At 72.1% G+C, this 18,301-nt stretch carries 16 protein-coding genes and 1 pseudogene; 8 read left to right on the top strand and 9 right to left on the bottom strand.

The features are described 5' to 3' along the window. Nucleotides 1-201, bottom strand: a pseudogene (locus ACBJ59_RS21465) (IS1380 family transposase); the annotation flags it as partial. Between the two features lie 396 nt (nucleotides 202-597). Between ACBJ59_RS21465 and ACBJ59_RS21470 the strand changes: the two are divergent. Then, nucleotides 598-1,056 carry a hypothetical protein gene (locus ACBJ59_RS21470; RefSeq protein WP_375111992.1) on the top strand — a complete coding sequence of 153 codons (459 nt, stop codon included), beginning with the start codon at nucleotides 598-600 and terminating at the stop codon, nucleotides 1,054-1,056. A gap of 929 nt (nucleotides 1,057-1,985) precedes the next feature. Here the strand turns inward: ACBJ59_RS21470 and ACBJ59_RS21475 are convergent. Continuing rightward, nucleotides 1,986-2,885, bottom strand: coding sequence for a phosphotransferase enzyme family protein (locus ACBJ59_RS21475; RefSeq protein ID WP_375111993.1), 900 nt, complete (start codon nucleotides 2,883-2,885; stop codon nucleotides 1,986-1,988). Nucleotides 2,886-3,211: 326 nt separating this feature from the next. On the opposite strand from ACBJ59_RS21475, the gene ACBJ59_RS21480 reads away from it, so the two are divergent. After that, nucleotides 3,212-3,781, top strand: a complete 570-nt coding sequence (locus tag ACBJ59_RS21480; RefSeq protein ID WP_375111995.1) for a hypothetical protein — start codon at nucleotides 3,212-3,214, stop codon at nucleotides 3,779-3,781. A gap of 57 nt (nucleotides 3,782-3,838) precedes the next feature. Here the strand turns inward: ACBJ59_RS21480 and ACBJ59_RS21485 are convergent, their stop codons facing one another. Continuing rightward, entirely contained in the window at nucleotides 3,839-6,151 is a 2,313-nt protein-coding gene (locus ACBJ59_RS21485) for a rhamnogalacturonan lyase (protein WP_375111996.1), read from the bottom strand. 176 nt (nucleotides 6,152-6,327) lie between these two features. Continuing rightward, on the bottom strand, nucleotides 6,328-7,098 hold the full coding sequence (locus ACBJ59_RS21490) for a DeoR/GlpR family DNA-binding transcription regulator (protein ID WP_375111997.1): 771 nt from the start codon (nucleotides 7,096-7,098) through the stop codon (nucleotides 6,328-6,330). A gap of 61 nt (nucleotides 7,099-7,159) precedes the next feature. Here ACBJ59_RS21490 and ACBJ59_RS21495 point away from each other — a divergent pair, with 61 nt between their 5' ends. From ACBJ59_RS21495 to ACBJ59_RS21505, 3 genes are read left to right on the top strand one after another with little or no spacing between them, the layout of a single operon-like run. Next, entirely contained in the window at nucleotides 7,160-8,680 is a 1,521-nt protein-coding gene (locus ACBJ59_RS21495) for an L-fuculokinase (protein WP_375111998.1), read from the top strand. A gap of 32 nt (nucleotides 8,681-8,712) precedes the next feature. After that, a complete protein-coding gene (locus ACBJ59_RS21500; RefSeq protein WP_375111999.1) occupies nucleotides 8,713-9,633 on the top strand; it encodes a hypothetical protein in 921 nt (306 codons plus the stop codon). Further along, nucleotides 9,630-10,277, top strand: a complete 648-nt coding sequence (locus ACBJ59_RS21505; RefSeq protein WP_375112000.1) for an aspartate/glutamate racemase family protein — start codon at nucleotides 9,630-9,632, stop codon at nucleotides 10,275-10,277. The genes ACBJ59_RS21500 and ACBJ59_RS21505 overlap by 4 nt, the downstream gene beginning before the upstream one ends. 83 nt (nucleotides 10,278-10,360) lie before the next feature. Here ACBJ59_RS21505 and ACBJ59_RS21510 read toward each other — a convergent pair whose 3' ends face one another. The 5 genes from ACBJ59_RS21510 to ACBJ59_RS21530 form a co-directional block, all read right to left on the bottom strand. Continuing rightward, nucleotides 10,361-11,350, bottom strand: coding sequence for a zinc-binding alcohol dehydrogenase family protein (locus tag ACBJ59_RS21510; protein ID WP_375112001.1), 990 nt, complete (start codon nucleotides 11,348-11,350; stop codon nucleotides 10,361-10,363). A gap of 88 nt (nucleotides 11,351-11,438) precedes the next feature. Then, a complete protein-coding gene (locus ACBJ59_RS21515; RefSeq protein ID WP_375112002.1) occupies nucleotides 11,439-11,801 on the bottom strand; it encodes a hypothetical protein in 363 nt (120 codons plus the stop codon). Beyond that, nucleotides 11,798-12,664, bottom strand: coding sequence for an extradiol ring-cleavage dioxygenase (locus ACBJ59_RS21520; protein WP_375112003.1), 867 nt, complete (start codon nucleotides 12,662-12,664; stop codon nucleotides 11,798-11,800). Before ACBJ59_RS21520 ends, ACBJ59_RS21515 begins: the two co-directional genes overlap by 4 nt. Continuing rightward, a complete protein-coding gene (locus ACBJ59_RS21525) occupies nucleotides 12,657-13,463 on the bottom strand; it encodes a citryl-CoA lyase (protein ID WP_375112004.1) in 807 nt (268 codons plus the stop codon). The genes ACBJ59_RS21520 and ACBJ59_RS21525 overlap by 8 nt, the downstream gene beginning before the upstream one ends. Continuing rightward, nucleotides 13,456-14,616, bottom strand: a complete 1,161-nt coding sequence (locus tag ACBJ59_RS21530; RefSeq protein WP_375112005.1) for a CaiB/BaiF CoA transferase family protein — start codon at nucleotides 14,614-14,616, stop codon at nucleotides 13,456-13,458. Before ACBJ59_RS21530 ends, ACBJ59_RS21525 begins: the two co-directional genes overlap by 8 nt. Nucleotides 14,617-14,774: 158 nt before the next feature. Between ACBJ59_RS21530 and ACBJ59_RS21535 the strand changes: the two genes are divergently transcribed. The 3 genes from ACBJ59_RS21535 (at nucleotide 14,775) to ACBJ59_RS21545 (ending at nucleotide 18,254) form a co-directional block, all read left to right on the top strand. Then, nucleotides 14,775-16,208 carry an amidohydrolase family protein gene (locus ACBJ59_RS21535; protein WP_375112006.1) on the top strand — a complete coding sequence of 478 codons (1,434 nt, stop codon included), beginning with the start codon at nucleotides 14,775-14,777 and terminating at the stop codon, nucleotides 16,206-16,208. Between the two features lie 69 nt (nucleotides 16,209-16,277). After that, a complete protein-coding gene (locus ACBJ59_RS21540; RefSeq protein WP_375112007.1) occupies nucleotides 16,278-17,078 on the top strand; it encodes an IclR family transcriptional regulator C-terminal domain-containing protein in 801 nt (266 codons plus the stop codon). A gap of 120 nt (nucleotides 17,079-17,198) precedes the next feature. Continuing rightward, nucleotides 17,199-18,254: an alpha/beta fold hydrolase gene (locus ACBJ59_RS21545; protein WP_375112008.1), complete on the top strand. Its 1,056-nt coding sequence runs from the start codon at nucleotides 17,199-17,201 to the stop codon at nucleotides 18,252-18,254. The last annotated feature ends 47 nt before the right edge of the window (nucleotides 18,255-18,301 follow it).

An 18,301-nucleotide genomic window follows, 5' to 3' on the forward strand; every position in this document is an offset into this window, starting at 1 on the left:
CGGCAGCCGCTCATCGGCGCCGATGGGCTCCAGACTGCGACGCACCGTGGAGTCCGACGGCGGCGCGCCGAACACGCCTTGCTGGTGGGTGAGCAGCGCGATCTGCCGCATGCTGGTCGCGCCCAGCGCGATCGCCACCGCCAGTTGGACGAGCACCACGCCCCGGTCCCACACCGGCGAGTTGCCGAGCCGGGCGAACACGCCGCCCAGCCCCCCGGTTAATCCCGTCTGATCAGCGCATTTACGCAGGAGGACGGCTCCTGCGTGGCCGATGAGTCCTTTGCCGTCCCCGCGGACAGACAAGCGGCGGTCCCATGCCGTACCGTTCACCCTGAAGGTGCATCCGTTCTCTGCGATTTCGTGATCTAGGCAATCCGATCATCGCAGGTCGGAGGCACCTTCCTTGCATCTACCGATCTTCAAAGCGCTTCAGCGGTGAATACCCGAGGTCAAGGTCTATGCGATAAGGGTCCTGTACTGATGGATCTGGCATAGCCCTTCCGAACCAGGTGGTGGGTGGTTCCGGACAGCGGAGCCACTCACCACCTGGTTTCAGCCGTACCAAGCGTGAAGGATCAGGAGTTGACGATAAGACGGGTGCTCGCGACGCTGGCCACCCTGTTCTGGATGTGCTGTGGTGGCGGCTGTGCGACCTGCGCTGTCTCGCAGGGGTCGCCGGTTACCATACCGAAGCCCGATTCGCCTGCCGATGTAGTGGTCCGCGCGTATCTCGCGGCCATCGCGGCCCGTGATGCCGAAGCGGCTCGTACATTGTCGGAGCCATCCTATTACCGGCGCGTCCATGGCTGGCTGAATGATGAGGATCCGATGGACACCTGGACCAGCGTGAAGGTCTCCGAAGTCAGCGGGCCGGTCCCTGACGTGTACGGCCGTGGCGGTTATCGACAAGTGCAACGGGTCTACGTCCGTATTGAGGTGCGCCGGTGCAACGAAGACCCCCCGAACGATGATCCCCATTATCCGTACAGCTTTATGACGGGGAGGCAGTCGAATGACGCACCCTGGAAGATCATTGATTTTGGCGGGTTGGGTTGACGCGCCAGGGGTTCGCGCATGTACCGCTCCGCCCGGCACTCCCGCGCGTACCCGTGATCACCTTCACCAGGGCGTCTGCGGCGATGAGCTTGGCCACGCCCGCCTGCCGGCTGTGCAGGCGCCTGGCGGCTTCCCGACGGCGGGATACGCCGGGGTATGTGGCGCTGTCCGGGCTGGAAGAGTTCCTCCGTCCCGCCCGATCACGTGACGAAAGAGGAGCCGAACGATATGCCCCCAAGCATGCAGCAGCTACCGGCCCTGACCGCTGCTTATCGCAGTCACTATCTGGGGGCGATGTCCATGCACGGCTAAACTAAGCGAGTGTCACGCGGACAAACTCGTCCTGGTCAATTACTCCTCCACCGGGCTCGGCGTGTCCCTATGGCTCACCCGTTCCGTCATCGGCACTGCCGGACCACGGTCATGGTTGCACGCGTGCCGGCTGGCCTCCCATCTGACGTCCTTCCAGAGCGGCCAGGCAAGGCCGGCAAAGAGGAAGCCATCCGCGGTACGCCTGCCGATCAAGAGGCCACCGTGCCGGTCGGCTTCTCGCCCCCGTCTCCGAGGCGGGCCCGGCAGCTTGCCCGCAGAGACCTGAGCGGACGCACGCTTCCCGACTGTGATCCGGCCTCACCGCACGGCCGGCTTCGGCAACGGCTCTCTCTCCTGCGCAGTGAGGACCAGGCGATGCTGGCCGACCTCGGGTTGCACATGGACAGCCTGTACAAGGCTCAGAGAGAGGGGCTGGTGTACGGTCTCGTGTTGAACGTCAGCGCGCGCACAGGCTGCTCCATCTGCGGGCCCAACCTCAAGTGGCCACCTTCGACGTCGTCTCATAGCGGCTCTTCGACGTTTGGCGAGGTCGAGACGTCCGTGGCCGCATGGCGCCCTGCTTCCTCCTGCCACGGCTTGGCGGTACGCGCGTACATCTAGGCGCGCAAGCCCGCGTACGCCTCCGCCAGCCCCTCCTCGTTGCCCGCCGGCCCGCTGACGCCCCTGAGCACGCCGCGCTCGATGCGGTCGGCGAAGTAGATGGCGTGGGCCATCCACCGCACCCGTACGAACAGGTCGAGATGGTCCAGGTCGCGGGCGATGGCCGGGTCCACCATGCGGTAGCCGTCCAGGACGTGGCGCAGCGCCTGCGGCGTGTCGCGGGTCAGTACGGCCACGCAGGCCAGGTCGTACAGGAGGGGCGCCTGGAGGATCGCGCCCCAGTCGACCAGGCCGTCCTGGGCGGGGGAGTGCTCGCTCAGGCGGAAGCTGTCGAGGCCCGGGTCGCCGTGGACCACCCCGATGCGCAGCAGCGGCGCCGCCTCGCGCGCCTCGTCCAGCACCCGTGCCGCCGCCTGCCGCACGTGCGGCGGCATGGCGAGGTCCCGCAGGCCGTCACCGGCCCACGCCCAGGGCCATCTGAGCGGCTCGCCGATGTCCTCGGTGTCGTTGCCGAGGGCGCGGTGCGCCCTGGCCAGCAGGACGCCCATCCGGCGCAGGTCCTGGCGGGAGGCGGGATCGGGTATCGTGCCGGGGACGTGTTCCAGCAGCGCCAGCACCCCCTCGGCCAGCTCGGCCGCCGTCCGGCCGTCGGGCAGGGCGACGGGGGCGCCGCTGACCAGGCCGCGGCTCTGGGCGCGGGCGGCCACCCGCAGCCCGCTGACGAAGGGGCCGGCCGACTCCGTGTCGGCGAGCTTGGCGACGTACCTCTCGCCGGTGGGGGAGCGGACGAGCCAGGTGGTGGAGTTCCAGCCGCCGGGCAGCGGCTCGGCACCCGCCACGGGCAGGCCCCAGCAGGCCAGTGCGGACAGCAACCGGTCGTGACTCATGGACGCCATGCACTCCATGTGCCCTGCGCCGGGGCCGGATCATCACACCGCCCGCGTTGGCGCGTTGTGCGGTCGGGCTTTACCCCCAGGGTAGATCTTTGCCGGATTCATGGGGTTTCGTTTGCCTTTGTCCGGTTTGCTAGGTAAGTTAGTGACTGTTGCCGGCGAGTGGCCTGCCCCTGACCTCTTGGAAGCAGGGCCTCCCGGACAACGGATCCGCGATTCTCCGGATTCTCCCGCGCTCCCACGTAGCGTCTGTGTGGCGTGATGCCCGGCTACGTTCGCTCAAGCGAGCGCAAAGATCCCGTCCCCTAACAAAGGACCTGAATTCTTTCATGTCTGCTCGCCTGCGTTCCTTCGCCCTGCTCACCGCCTCCGCTGTGACGGCCCTGACCATCGGCTCGACCGCGGCGCACGCCGACTCCGGCGACACCGAGCAGAGGGGCGTGCTCAAGGGCTCGACCACCGCGTCCTACTTCTGGGACGACGCCTCCGGCCGCGCCGGTGACACCGGCCTCCCGGCCGCGGGCAAGCCCATGCAGAAGGGCCTGGTCGCCAGCCCCAGCTGGCCCCTCATGACCGAGGGCTACGTCGTCTACAAGGGCAAGAAGATGCCGTTCTTCGTGGGTGACCGCGGTCCCGGCGACCCCTCCAGCCGTGGTGTCATGCTGGACCTCGACGCCAAGACCTTCGCCGAGCTCACCGGCGGCAGGTTCAACCCGGAGACCCTGGGCGTGGACGGTGTCGGTGGCGAGGGCCACATCAAGATCGACTACGTCGTCACCAAGTGGGGCGACGGGGTCGGCAAGAAGAGCTTCCCGGTCGCCTTCTCCACCGGCGCCTGGTCCGAGAAGGACACCCGCCCGGTGATCCAGTCGGTGTCGGTCAAGAACCCGACCGGCTGAGACCGGACATCGTGAAAAAGGGCGCCCCCGCCGCGGGGGCGCCCTTTTCGCGTGCCTCTACCTGACGTTCGGTATGGGCACCTTCGACCAGTCGATGTCCGAGCCGAGGTGGAAGCTCGGGTACGCCGGCTGGTTGTAGCCCGTCTGCTGCCTGGCTACCTCCACCCGGTACTGCGGGTCGTGCATCAGCGTGTACAGCTTCCGGTCGGTCACCTCGGTGCTGAGGTACATCCGGACCGCGGTGCTGTCGGCCGTGCGGACCAGCAGCTCCTCGCGCCAGTCGCCGAAGACGTCGGCCACCAGGCCGGGGTTGCCCTTCGTCCAGTTGTTGGTCAGCGTGCCCTCGGCGCTCAGCAGCCGGCCGCGCCTGTGGTCGTCGATGGTGGGCGTCTGCAGGACGGTGGTGGCGGTGCCGTTGACCAGCTGGGTCGTCATGTCGGCGGCCCAGCGGATGCTCATGTTGGTGCCGGGCGCGTTCCGGCCCAGATACTCGCCGCGCGCCGACCACAGGCCCGCCTCGATCGCCTGGTTGGGCGGCATCGACGACCACGTCTCCACGCCCCGGATCGACGGGTCGATGTCGCCGACCATGCCGCGGCCGGTGTCCACGCCGCTGTAGCCGCCGTGGATCACCTTGCCGGTGGCCGCCTCGCGCAGCGCCCAGCCGTACGGGGCCCAGGAGCCGCCCTCGTGCACCGTCCAGATCTCCAGGCCGGGGCGGTCGGGGTCGAAGTCGCCGACGTGCATGGCGTCGCCGTGGCCGAGCCGGACGTTCTGGCCCGGGACGTTGCTCTGCGGCGGGGCCACCGCGAAGGAGGAGTAGAGCAGGTCGCCGTCGTCGTCGATGGTCGCGGCGCCGTACACGATCTCCTGCCTGCCGTCGTCGTCCACGTCGGCCACGCTCATCGAGTGGAAGCCCTGCGTGGTCAGGTCGGCATATTCCGGGTTGCTGCCCGGTACGCCGTGCGGGGAGGCGTTGAACGGGTTGGCCATCGGGGCGTGGCCGCTGTCGACGTACCAGCGCTCCTTGAGCCGCCGGCCGTTCCAGTCGTAGGCCACGAGCGTGGTGCGCGTGTAGTAGCCGCGGGCGAACACGGCCGAGGGGCGCTTGCCGTCCAGGTAGGCGACCGAGGACAGGAAGCGGTCCACCCGGTTGCCCGGCTCGATCCGGGCCATCGCGTAGTCGCCCCACAGCAGCCCGTCGTCGCCGCGTCCGGGCTTGTAGTGGATGGTCTGCAGCTCGCGGCCGGTGGCGCCCTCCAGGACCGACAGGTATTCGGGGCCGGTCAGGATGTACCCGGCGAACTCCCGCAGGCGGTTGTTCCCGCTGCGGGCGGGGGCGTAGACGTCGACGAAGTACGTGGCCAGCTCCGTCGCGTCCGCGCGGGACAGCGGGTACGTGTACTTCTTCTCGATGCCGAAGGCCGCTTCCAGGGTCGCGGGCCAGCGGCCGGCGACGACCTCCGGGTGCTCGTGCCATTTCGCGAACATGTCAGCAACGTGGTCGAAAAAGTCTGCTGCACTCTTTCGATAGTCGTCGGTGTTGGAGTATCCGGCTTCGAGGTCCGCGCGCGGCATCGTGATATAGCGCTCTGACACGACCTCGCCATCGGCCCCATAACGCAGGATCTTCGTGCCCGGGGCGGTCTTGAGCATCATCTCCGAGCGGCCGTCGCCGTCGAAGTCGTAGACCAGGAACTGGGTGTAGTGGGCGCCGGAGCGGATGTTCACGCCCAGGTCCAGCCGCCAGCGCAAAGTGCCGTTGAGCTCGTACGTGTCCACGTACGTGTTGCCGGTGTAGCCGCGCTGGGAGACGTCCTTGGAGTTGGACGGGTCCCACTTGACCACGTACTCGTACTGGCCGTCGCCGTCCACGTCGCCCACGCTCAGGTCGTTGGCCGAGTAGGTGTACGCCTCGCCCGCCGGGGTCACGCCGTCGGCCGGCTTCTTCAGTGGCAGGTCATAAAACGTTTTAAGCCAAGGCGTGGCCACGGAGCTGCGCCGGCCCTCGCGACCCCGCACGATCGGGGCCACGCGATACGCGGACCCCGCCGTTCCCGCGGCGTCGCGGTAGTTGGTGCTGTCGGTCACCGTGGCGATGGGGCGGCCGTCGCGGTAGACGCGGAAGTCGGTGCCCGTCATGCCCGAGGCGCCGTGCCCGGACACCTCGTCGCCGAGCAGTCGCCAGCTCAGGAAGACGCCTTCGCTGGTCGAGGCCGCTACCAGGCCGCGGTCAAGGTGCTCGAGCCGCGGGCCGGAGCCGTGGCCGCGCGAGGCGTCCGCGGCCACGGGTAACGCGGTCAGCGGCGCGCAGAGCAGGGCGGCCAGGCCGGTGGCGAGAGCGCGGCGGATGCTGCTGGGGGGTCTCATGGTCACGAGCTCCGCTGATTAAATCGATATAATTTTAGTGGGAGAGTATTGGGCTCCTGTGAGGTTTGTCAAGAGATTGTTTCGGACCGATTTCCCGGCATGGCGAAATGGCGGGGCGTTCCGAATTCAATGCCATTCGGGAAAAGGGTTTTCCGTCGTCCCGTGTCCGGGATCGCCTATGACGCGATCTCCACCCGCGCCCCGGCGAACCCGGCCGGAACGGCATCGGTCACGAGGCACTCGACCGCGTCCCAGCCGCACACCCGGATCGGGGCGCTCAGGGCGAACTTGCGCGCGTCGCCCACGACGACCGTGCTGCGGGCGATGGCGATGAGGCGGCGCTTGGTCTCGGCCTCGTACGGCGTCGCGCCGTACACGCCCGAGCCGTCCAGCGCGGTGGCGGCCAGGAACAGGGTGCGCACGCTCAGGTGCTCCAGCGCCGCGAGGGTCTCCGGGCCGCCGAAGGAGCGGGTCTCCCTGCCGTACTGGCCGCCGATGCCGATGAGCGTGACGTCCGCCCTGGGGGCCAGGGCGGCGATGGCGGGCAGCGAGTGGGTGATCACCGTGAGGCCGGCGTCGGCGGGCAGCAGCTTGGCGATCTCCAGCGTGGTGGTGCCCGAGTCGAGCGCCACGGCCGTACCCGGCTCGACGTGCCGCACGGCGGCGGCGGCGATCGCGCGCTTGGCCCCGGCCGCCTGCTCCGAACGGTCGGCGAACGGCGGGGCGGCCGCCTCCGCCGCCGTGGCGCCGCCGCGCACCGCCCGGATCAGGCCGTCGCCGGCCAGCCTGCGCAGGTCGCGGCGGACGGTGTTGGGGGAGACGCCCAGCTCGGTGACCAGGTCGGTGGCGGCGACGTACCCGTGCTGCTCGATCCGGCGCAGGATCGCCTCCCGGCGGGTCGGGGCGGAGGTGTAGCGGAGGGTGGCGGCCTCGGAGTCGCTGCTCATATGACCATGATGCTCCAAAAGTTGGCACTTTTACGCCATCTTTTGGATTTATAGTGACAACATGATGCGGCTGCTGGCGGGGATCGATGTGGGGACCACCCACGTCAAGGTGGGCCTGTTCGACGAGCGGGGCTCCTGCGTCGCCGCCGTCCGCCGCGCGACGCCGCGCGACCTGCCGAGCCTGGTGGCCGCCGTGACGGACGCGCTCGGCGAGTGCGCCGGCCGCGCCGGGCGAGGGCCGGAGGCGATCGGGATCGCGGGCATGGCCGAGACCGGCGTGCCGCTCGACGTGTCCGGCCGGCCGCTCACCCCGCTGCTGTGGTGGAACGACCCCCGGGGCGCGGACGAGGCCGCCGGGCTGGGGCGGGACGCGGCGGCCCTGTACGCGCTGACCGGGCGGTGGGCGGACGCCAAGGCGCCGCTGGCCAAATGGTTGTGGCTGCGGGCGCACTCGCCCGAGGTGCTCGCGTCGATGCGGTGGTGGGCGAGTGTGCCGGACGCGGTGGCGTACGCGCTGACGGGGTCGCTGCGCACCCATGCCACCCTGGCCGCCCGCACCCTCGCCTACGACGTGGCGCGCGGGGACTACGACGATGACCTGCTCGCGCTGGCCGGGCTGAGCGCCGACCGGCTGCCTCCCACGGCCGGGGCGGTGGAGCCGGTCGGCCCGCTGACGGCACCGGTGCGCGGGGTGCGGCCGGGCGTGCCGGTGGTGATCGCCGGTCACGATCACGCGGTGGGGGCGTGGGCGGCGGGCGTACGGCGTCCGGGGGACGTGGCGGACTCGCTCGGCACGGCGGAGGCGGTGATGGCGCCCGCGGCGAGGCGGCCGGACCCGCGCACCGGGCTGGCCCTGGGGATGACGGCGGACCCGTCCCTGGACGGGGCCCGTACGGTGCTGGTCGGAGCGCTGCCGACGAGCGGCGCCCTGCTCGACTGGCTCCTCGGCCTGCTGGCCCCCGGCGACACCGCGGACACTGCGCGCCCAGACGTCCCCGCCTCGGGTGCCGTCGGTCCCGATATCCCCGGCCCGGGTGCCGTCGGCCATGACCCGGAGGCCGCTTCGCCGCCCCGGCGGCGGGCGGGCGGGTATGCGGCCCTGCCCGGGCTGCTCGCCGGGGTGCGGCTGCCGACGGGGATCGTGGTGGAGCCGTACCTGAGGGGCCGGGTGGCACCCGCGCCCGACCGGGACCGGCGGCTGGCGCTGTCGGGGCTGGACGCCGGGCACGCCCCGGGCGACCTGCTGGCCGCCGCCATCGAGGGCACGTGCCTGCACGCCCGCTGGATCCTCGACGAGCTCACCGCCGTGACCGGCACCGCGCCCGGACGCCTGGCGGTCTTCGGCGGCCAGGTCCGGATCCCGCTCTGGATGCGGGTCAAGGCGGCCGTCTCGCCCGTGCCCGTGGAGGTGGTGCTGGCGGACGACACCGTCTGCGCGGGGGCCGCCCTGATCGCCGGGCAGGCGGGGGGCTCGCTGGACGACGTACCCGTGCTGCCCCGCGAACACCTCCCGCCCGACCCCGCCCTCCGGGCCGCCTACCTCCCCCAGTACGAGCGCTTCCTGGCCCGGGGACGGGCCTGACCAGCAGCAGAGACACCAGAACAGGAGCACGAATGACCAGACCCGAGACGATCACCTCCGCACCCACGCTCGACCTGCTGGCCAGGCCGTCCGGCGGGTTCGCCATGGTCGCGATGGACCAGCGGGAGAGCCTCAGGCAGATGTACGCGGCGGCCACGGGCGAGCGGGTGGGCGACGAGCGGCTGACGTCGTTCAAGCTGGCGGTGGCGCGGGAGGTCGGGCCGCACGCCTCCGGCTTCCTGATCGACCAGGACTACGGGTTCGGGCAGGTCGCGGCGGAGGGCGTCGTCGGAGGCGGCCTGATCGTCGCCGTGGACGCCCTCCAGCAGGACCCCGACGGGCCGGTCGAGGACACCTCGATCGACGAGCGCGTCGACCTGGCCGCCGCCCGGGAGGCGGGTGCGGTCGCGGCCAAGCTCCTGCTCATCTGGCGCGACGACGAGCAGAGGGGGCGGCGGCTGGAGACGGCGGCCGAGTTCGTCCGGCGCTGCGCGGACGCGGGGCTGCTCTCGGTCCTGGAAGGCGTGGCCAAGCCGGCCGCCGGTGTTCCCGAGGGGGCCTTCGACGGGCCCGGCGCGATCAGGGAGGCGGCGCGGGAGCTGGCCGGGCTGCGGCCCAGCCTGTACAAGGCGCAGGTGCCGCTCGGCGGGGCGGCCCCGGAGGAGCGCCTGCGCGAGGAGTGCGCGCTCCTGGACGAGGTGATCCCCGTGCCGTGGGTGGTGCTGTCGCAGGGGGTGGAGCGGGACGACTTCCCCGCCGCCGTACGGGCCGCGTGCCGCGCGGGCGCGTCGGGCATGCTCGCGGGGCGGGCCATCTGGAGCGATGTGGTCGGCTCCGGGGACGTGCCGGGCGAGCTGCGGGCCCGCTCCGTGCCCCGGCTGCGGCACCTGGCCGCGATCGTGGACGAGCACGCCCGCCCGTGGCACGCCTCAGGCGAGGGGGCGGCCCGATGAGCGGGGACAAGTCGAAGATCGCGATGCTGCACACCGTGCCCGCCCTCGCCGGACCACTGACCGAGCTCGCCGCCGAGGTGCGCCCCGGTGCCCGGATCCTGAACTTCGTCGACGAGAGCCTGCTCCAGGACACCATCGCCGGTGACGGGCCGCCGCCGCACGTGCTGCGCCGGGTGGTGTCGTACGCGGCGTACGCGAAGGAGTCCGGGGCGGCCGTGCTGCTGGTCACCTGCTCCTCCATCGGCGAGGCCGCCGAGCAGGCCCGCCCGTTCGCGGACCTGCCGATCCTGCGCATCGACGAGCCGATGGCCGAGCAGGCCGTACGGGCGGGCGCCCGCGTCGGCGTGCTGGCCACGCTCGCCACCACGCTCGGCCCCACCACCCGCGCCGTCCAGCGGGCCGCCGACCGGGAGGGGGTGGCGCGGGAGGTCGTGCCGCACCTGTGCGACGGGGCCTTCGAGGCCCTGCGCGGCGGCGACCCGGCCCGCCACGACGCCCTGGTCCTGGCCGGGTTCCGGGAGCTGGCCGGGAAGGTGGACGTGGTGGTGCTGGCCCAGGCGTCCATGGCGCGGATCGTGGGGGAGGCGGGCGGGGACGTCCCGGTGCTGTCCTCACCACGCTCCGGCGTGGCCCAGCTCGCCTGACGGAGGCGGCCGGCCCAGCCGGGGCGGTCGGCTCAGCGGGGCGCAGGAGCGGCCGGCTCAGCCGGGGTGCGGGACCGGCCGGCTCAGCCGGGGCGCAGGACGATGCGGCCGCCAGTGGTGCCCGCGGACTGGCGGCGCCAGGCGTCCGGGGTCTCCTGGAGCGGCACCACCTCGTGCGCCACCGCCAGCCGCCCGGCGGCCGACTGCTCGGCGACGAACGCGACGGACGCCGCCCGCTGCTCCCGGGTGAGCTCGTTGTTGGTGTACCCCAGCACCCGGAGCGAGCGGCTGCGCAGCGTGGCGGAGTCGAGCGGGCACGTCTCCGACGCCGACCCGCCGAGGTTGACCAGCCTGCCGCCCTTGCGCAGCACGCGCGCCGCCGCCGCGGCGGGGACCCCGAAGAGCGGGTCGAGCACCAGGTCCACGGGCCCGTCGCAGACGGCGGCGAACCGCTCCCCGAGCTCGGCCACATCAGCGGCGCCCAAGGCCCCGGCCTGCCCGGCCGGTTCCAGGCCGAGGGCGACCACGGCGTCGGCGCCCGCCTGCCCGGCCCGGTCGAGGCCGCCGGGGGAGTGGGCGGCCGCCACCACGCGGCGGGCCCCCGCCAGGCGGGCGAGCTGGATCGCCGCCTGGCCCACCACGCCGCCCCCGCCGAGCACCAGCACCTGCTCGCCCGCCACCAGCTCGCCCCGCCAGGTCAGCGCCATGTGGGCGGCCACGGCGGACAGGCCCAGCGCGGCCACCGCGAACGGGTCGGCGCCGGCGGGCAGCTCGACCAGGTCCTCGGCCCGGGCCGGTGCCAGCTCGGCCATGCTGCCGTCACCCGGCGCCATCCCGGCCGAGGTCGGGAACCACACGAGCCGCCCGTCCGCCGTGCCCACGCCCTGGACGCCGGGCACGTAGGGGAGGGCGGGCGCGCCGAAGTAGGACGTACCGGTCGCGCACAGCAGGTCCAGCGGGGTGATCGGCGCGGCGGTCACCCGCACCAGCACCTCAGCCGGCGCCGGCGCGGGCTCGGGACGCTCGGTGACGACGGGCGCCCGCCCGCACACCTCGACCTGCGCGGCCCGCATCAGCCCGCCCCAGGTCTCGACCGGCCGGGGCTCGCGAGCCGGCCGGTGCCGCCACGGAGGGCGGCGGGCTCCGGGTGGGTGGCGCGCATCAGGTGGCGATGTCCGGATAGGGCAGGCTGTGGTGGGACAGCCTGCGGGCGTATTCGAGCTGGAAGCCCAACGGCTCGGCGTGGTCGCGCTCGAACATGGCGATGAACAACGTCAGCGTCAGGAACGGGTGCGCCCCCAGCGCGAACAGCTTCGCGTAGTCGTGGGCGGCCAGCGCCTCGCGTTCGGTGTCGTCGAAGCGCAGCCAGGTGGACGACTCGGCGGTGTGGCAGCCGAGGATGCGGTTGGCGTACTCGGCCTCCCACCACTCCACCGTCGCCCGCGGCTGCTCGCGGTAGCGTTCGACCAGCTCGGGGTCGCGATCGACGGTGAACAGGAACTTGTTCAGCAGGTATTTGCTCACGAGCGGCCGCCTCCGTCCGGGTACCAGGTGAAGTACGCCTCCATGGTGTGGAACAGGTCGTAGGTGTCGACGTAGTCGGCTTTGCGGCCGTCGCCGGCGACGCCCATCATGAGCATGAAGTCCATGAACCCGTGGGTGGCGTTGCCGGGGTTCCAGAGGCTGTCCAGGGTCACCTCGGCCAGGCAGCCCTCGATGTCCCCGGAGGAGATCCACTCCACGGCCTTGCGGTCGAACTCCGGGTCGGGGCCGTGCGGCCCGAACTGGCGGGGGCCGCCGAGTTCGAGCGACAGGTGCCCGGTGCCGATGACGGCCACCCGCTGGTTGCCGGGCCACGACTCCACCAGCTCCCTGATGGTCCGCCCGAGCTGCACGAAGCGCTTGGGCTGCGGCAGGGGCGGGGCGAAGATGTTGGTGTAGACGGGCACGATCGGCAGGTCGTTCTGCGGGCGCAGGGTGATGATCGGGCACGTGATCGAGTGGTCGATCCGCAGCTCGTTGGAGAAGGCCAGGTCGAACCCGGCGTCCAGGCCCTCGCGCAGGATGTGCGCCGACAGGTCCTCCTGCCCGGTGAACAACATCCGGGGCAGGCCGAACTCGCGTTCCTCGTTGTAGAAGTTCGCGTCGTAGAAGGGCGCCTTGCCGACCAGGAACTGCGGCATGTTGTCCAGCCAGAACTGGTGGAAGTGGTCGGAGCCGACCATGACCAGCACGTCCGGCCGGGCCCTGGTCAGGGTCTCGCGGAACGCCTCGACCTTGCGCACCCACTCGTCGGCGAACGGCGGGCGCTCGTCACCGGTGGAGGTGCTGGCGCGGTAGTAGAAGGGGTGGTGGGTGGATGCGATGACGGCGACGACCTCAGCCATGCGAACCTCCATCGGGGAACGGCTCGGGCGGGATGGACCGGTTGTTCAGGTCCACCGACAGGAAGATCTCGTTGGCCACCGGCCGGCGCAGCTCCTCGGCGAGCTGCCCGATCAGCCCGGCGGTCCTGGCCAGCAGCGCGAAGGCGCGCAGCAGCTCCAGCGGCAGCCCCAGGTCGGCCAGCGCCGCCCCGCAGGCCCCGGCGCCGTTGACCGGCAGCGTCCGGCCCAGCACCTCGGGGTGCACGCGCCCGACGGCCGCCAGCAGCGACAGGTGCGGCCCGAACAGGCCCTCCTCGGCCGCGATCTCGAACAGCCGGGGCGTGCGCGGGTCGCCGTCCTTGTGCACGTGGTGGCCGAGCCCGGGGATGAGCTGCCGGCTCTCCCGCCGGGCGCGGACGGTCTCCAGGGCGAGCGCGTCCCAGCCCTTCTCGTCGCAGGGCAGCGGGTCGCGGGTGGCGAGCACCTCGTGCAGGAACCGGCCGCAGTCCTCGGTGACGCCGAGGAAGCGGGAGCCGCCGCCGAGCAGCCCGGCGGCCAGCGCGCCCTGGACGGAGTCCGGCGCCGACAGGTACGTCAGCCGCGTCACGATCGCGGTCGGCGTGAACCCGTGGTCGGCCAGCGCCGCCAGCACCGCCTCGAACACCCGCACCTCGCCCGGCGCCGGACGGCGCTGCGTGGCCAGCCAGAACGCCAGCTCACCGAAGCTCACCTCGCCCATCACGTCGGCGGCCAGGTCGCGGCCCAGCAGCGTGATCGACGTGGGGGAGGACGCGCCCAGCGCGGTCGGGTAGTCAGCCATGCCCGCCCTCCAGCCACTTGCGCAGCTCGGTGCCGTGCTCGTCCAGCTCGGGCGGCGGCAGGGCGTACCCGGCGGGTGTCTCGGAGAAGCGGATAGGATGCCGCGTGGTCGGCACGGCCCGCTCGCCCTCGCCCACCACGACGACCGGGTCCAGCCCGAACCGCTCCGCCGCCGCGAAGCCGCCGTCGATCGTGTTGATCGGCCCGCTCGGCACGCCGGCCTCCACCAGCAGCGTGAACCACTCGTCGGCGGGCCGCAGGACGAGCCGCTCGACCAGGATCGGCCGCAGCTCCTCCCGCCGCTCGGTACGGTCGGCGTTGCGGGCGAAGCGCGGGTCGTCGGCGATCTCGGGGATGCCGAGCACTTCGCACAGCTTGCGGAACTGGCCGTCGTTGGCCGCGGCCACGATCAGGTCGTGATCGGCGGTCGGCAGCGGCTCGTACGGGAACACGCTCGGATGCGCGTTCCCCATCCGGTAGGGCACCACGCCCCCCGCCACGTACGCCGAGCTCTGGTTGACCAGCCCCGTCAGCGCCGATGACATCAGGTTCACCTCGACGTGCTGCCCCCGCCCCGTGGCCTCGCGATGCCGCAGCGCGGCCAGCACCCCGATGACGGCGTGGTTGCCCGCCATCACGTCGAACACCGAGATCCCGGCCCGGTACGGGGGCCCGTCCGGCTCCCCGGTCAGGCTCATCAACCCCGACATGGCCTGCACCATCAGGTCGTAACCGGGCACCCGCGCTCCGGCCCCCGACCCGAACCCGCTGATCGAGGCGTACACCAGCCCCGGGTTGACCGCGCTGGCGGCGGCATAGTCCAGCCCGTACTTGGCCAGCCCGCCCGGCCGGAAGTTCTCCACCAGCACATCCGCCCGCCGGGCCAGCTCCCGGGCGACCGCCGCGTCGTCCTCGTCCCGCAGGTCCAGCGCGATCGACCGCTTGCCCCGGTTGACCCCGAGGTAGTAGGTCGACGCCTCGCCCCGCGCGGGCGGCGTCCACGACCGGGTGTCGTCCCCGCCGGGCCCCTCGACCTTGACGACGTCGGCGCCCAGGTCGGCCAGCAGCATCGTGGCGTACGGCCCGGCCAGGATCCGGGAGAAATCGGCCACCAGCACGCCCGACAGCGGCCCTCCCGGCACGGTGTCAGTCATCCGGCTCCATTCTCGCGTCCGTTCAACGGACGTATGTCCGCTGATCCGATCTCAGCACTGACACGTGTTCTCGTCAACCGTCTTGACAGGTGTCCGCCCACTCATCACAGTGGCGGTGACCGTAGAGCGGACAATCGTTCGCAAGCGAGGAGCGTGCCATGAACGAGTTCGAGGCCGGACGCCCCGTGGTGCTGCGCGGTGGCACCGTGCTGCCCATGGACGGCAGGCGGGTGCTGCCCGGGACGGACGTCCTGGTCAGCGGGGACCGGATCGCCGCAGTCGGCCCCGGGCTGGAGGCGCCCGCGGGCGCCGCCGAGATCGACGCCTCCGGCGGCATCGTCATGCCCGGCATGATCGACACCCACCGGCACATGTGGCAGACCGCGCTGCGCGGCTACGGCGCCGACTGGACCCTCACCCAGTACTTCGTCTGGTTCTACCTCGAACACGGCAAGCTGTTCCGCCCCGAGGACGTGCACGCCGGCAACACCCTGGCCGCCATCGAGGCCCTGGACGCCGGCGTCACCACCGTCGTGGACTGGTCCCACGGCCTGCGCACGCCCGACCACGCCGACGCCGCCGCCGACGCCCTCCAGGCAGTGCCCGGCCGCTACGTCCTCGCCTACGGCAACATCCAGCAACCGCCCGCCGAATGGACCACCGCCCCCGAGTTCCGCGACTTCGTCCGCCGCCGGATCACCGGCAACGACCTGCTCGGCTTCCAACTCGCCTTCGACGTCCTCGGCGACCCGTCCTTCCCCGAAGGGCCCGCCTTCGAGGTGGCTCGCGACCTCGGCGTCCCGGTCACCACGCACGCCGGGGTGTGGGGCGCCACCGGCGACGACGGCATCCGCCAGATGTACGAGCACGGCTTCATGACCCCCGGCACCATCTACGTGCACGCCGCCTCGCTGTCGGCCGACTCCTACCACCGCATCGCCGCCACCGGCGGCTCCATCTCGGTATCCACCGAGAGCGAGCAGAGCGCCGGCCAGGGCTACCCGCCCACCTGGGCCGTCCGCGCCCACGGCATCCCGGTCTCGCTGTCCATGGACACCAGCGTCTGGTGGAGCGGCGACCTGTTCTCCGCCATGCGCGCCACCCTCGGCGCCGACCGCTCCCGCGAGCACCTGGAGGCGCACGCCAAGGGCGAGACGGTGACGCACTGCGCGCTGCGCGCCGACCAGGTCGTGGACTGGGCGACCAGGGGCGGCGCCCGCGCGATCGGCCGCGACGACCTCGGCACGATCGAGCCCGGCAAGAAGGCCGACCTCGTGCTCATCAAGAACGACGCCTCGCCCGTGTCGTTCCCGCTGCTGCACCCGTTCGGCCACGTCGCCTTCCAGGCCCAGCGCGGCGACGTGCACACCGTGCTGGTCGACGGACGCGTGGTCAAGCACCGGCACCGCCTCCTCGGCATCGACCTCGCCGCCGCCCGCGCCCAGGCCGACCGCACCGTCGAGTACCTCAGGAGCACGATGGGCGAGGAAGCCTGGGAGAAGGGCATGAACCCGGACATCCCCGCAACCAAGATCCTCGACAACCCGTACACCTACACCGACTTCCGCAGCGACTCCACGCACCGCCTTTGAGTCGCCGCTGTGCGGACGGGCGACCGTCTAGAGTCGGATCAGTCGAGATCGGAGCGAGTGAGGGCGTACATGGCACGTGGTGAGACCGGACCTGACTTCATCGAGGCGCTGGCCCGCGGCCTCGACGTCATCAGGGCCTTCCAGCCGGGACGCCCGGTCATGTCGCTGACCGAGGTGGCGACCGCCGCCGGGCTGGCCCGCCCGACGGCCCGCCGCATCCTGCTCACCCTGCAGGAGCTCGGCTACGCCAGGGCCGAGCATGGCGGGTTCGCGCTCACACCGCGCGTGCTGGAGCTGGGGGTGGCGTACGTGCGGTCGATGGGGCTGTGGGAGGTGGCCCGGCCGCACCTGGAGGCGCTGGTCACGCAGACCCGCGAGTCGTCGTCGATCGCCCAGCTCGACGGCTCCGACATCGTGTACGTGGCCAGGGTCGCCGTGCCGAAGATCGTCGCGCTGTCGGTGCAGATCGGCACCCGTTTCCCGGCGCTGCAGACCTCCCTGGGCAAGGTGCTGCTGGCCGCGCTGCCGCCGGCCGAGGTGGAGCGGGTGCTGGCCGAGCCGAGCCGCTCGGGCATCGAGCCGCGCTGGCGGCCGGACGCCAAGGAGCGCGAGGCGGTGCTGCGCTCGGTGCGCGCCAAGGGGTGGGCGTTGACCGACGAGCAGCTCGCCCTGGGCATCAGGTCGGTGGCGGCGCCGCTGCGCGACGGGCTCGGCAACGTCATCGCGGCGGTCAACGTCAACGCGCACGCGGCCGAGACCTCCATCGAGAAGCTGACCGAGGAGCATCTTCCGCTGCTGCTCAAGACGGCCGGCGCGATCAGCGCGGACTGGGCGGCGTACGAGGCGGTGCCGCACGTCACGGCCTCGTGAGCATTCATATCCGGCGCATATGAATAGCGGCGGATATGGCGGCAAATCGGGATCCGCGGGCGCGGCGGCGGCAGGATCGAGCCCTGCCGTCCACGTCCCCGAACCGTCTTTGGGATCCACATGCGCCTGCTCCTCAACACCGTCGTCAGCCTGGTCGCCGCCGTCTCCCTGACGGCCGAGCCCCGCGACCAGGTCAGACGTACGGACTTCCACGTCAACGGCGACCCCGGCGTGAAGATCGCGGTTCGCGAGGTCAGCGTCCCCGGCGCCCGGCGCGGCCGGCCCGTGCTGCTGCTGCACGGCGCCCGCGTCCCCGGCGTGGGCAGCTTCGACCTGCCGGTGCCCGGCGGCTCCCTCGCCGAGGACCTCGCGCGCGCCGGCCACCGCGTCTACGTGATGGACGCCCGCGGGTACGGCGCCTCCACCCGGCCGGCCGCCCTGTCCCGCCCGTCGCAGGAGGGCCGGCCCGCCGTCCGCTCCGACGAGGTGGTCCGCGATGTCGCCGCCGTCGTGGACCGGATCGCCCCCGGCGGCCAGGTGGCCCTGCTCGGCTGGGCGACCGGCGGGCACTGGCTGGGCCAGTACGCCGCCGCCAACCCCGGCCGGGTCAGCCACCTCGTGCTCTACAACACCCTGTACGGCCCGGTCGACGGCCACCCCACGCTGGGCCGCGGCAGCGACAACGAGGACCCGGAGCACCCCGGCCGGTTCAACGCCGCCCGCTACGGCGCCTACCGCTTCAACACCGGCGCCGGCCTTTTCCCGTCCTGGGACGGCAGCATCCCGGTCGAGGACAAGACGGCCTGGCGGGACCCGGCGGTCGCGGCCGCGTACGCCAAGGCCGCGCTGGCCTCCGACCCCACCAGCGGCACCCGCACGCCGCCCAGCTTCCGCTCCCCCTCCGGCGCGATGGAGGACAGCTTCTACCTCGCCACCGGCCGCCAGCTCTGGGACGCCGGTTCGATCACCGCCCGCACCCTCGTCCTGCGCGGCGAGCGCGACTTCTGGAGCCGCCCAGAGGACGCCGCCAAGCTGCGCGATCACCTGGTGCACGCCCGCGAGGTCAGGAGCGTGGAGCTGCCCGAGGCCACGCACTACGTCCACCTCGACCGCGCCGAGCGGGGCCGCGACCGGTTCCTGCGAGAGGTCACGAGCTTCCTGGGTCTTGCCGGTTAGTCCCTTGTCGGCTTTGAATGAGCCCCATACCAGTGATCCTGGAGGGG

It is taken from the genome of Nonomuraea sp. MTCD27, assembly GCF_041950495.1.
In the GTDB taxonomy this organism is placed as follows: Bacteria; Actinomycetota; Actinomycetes; order Streptosporangiales; family Streptosporangiaceae; genus Nonomuraea.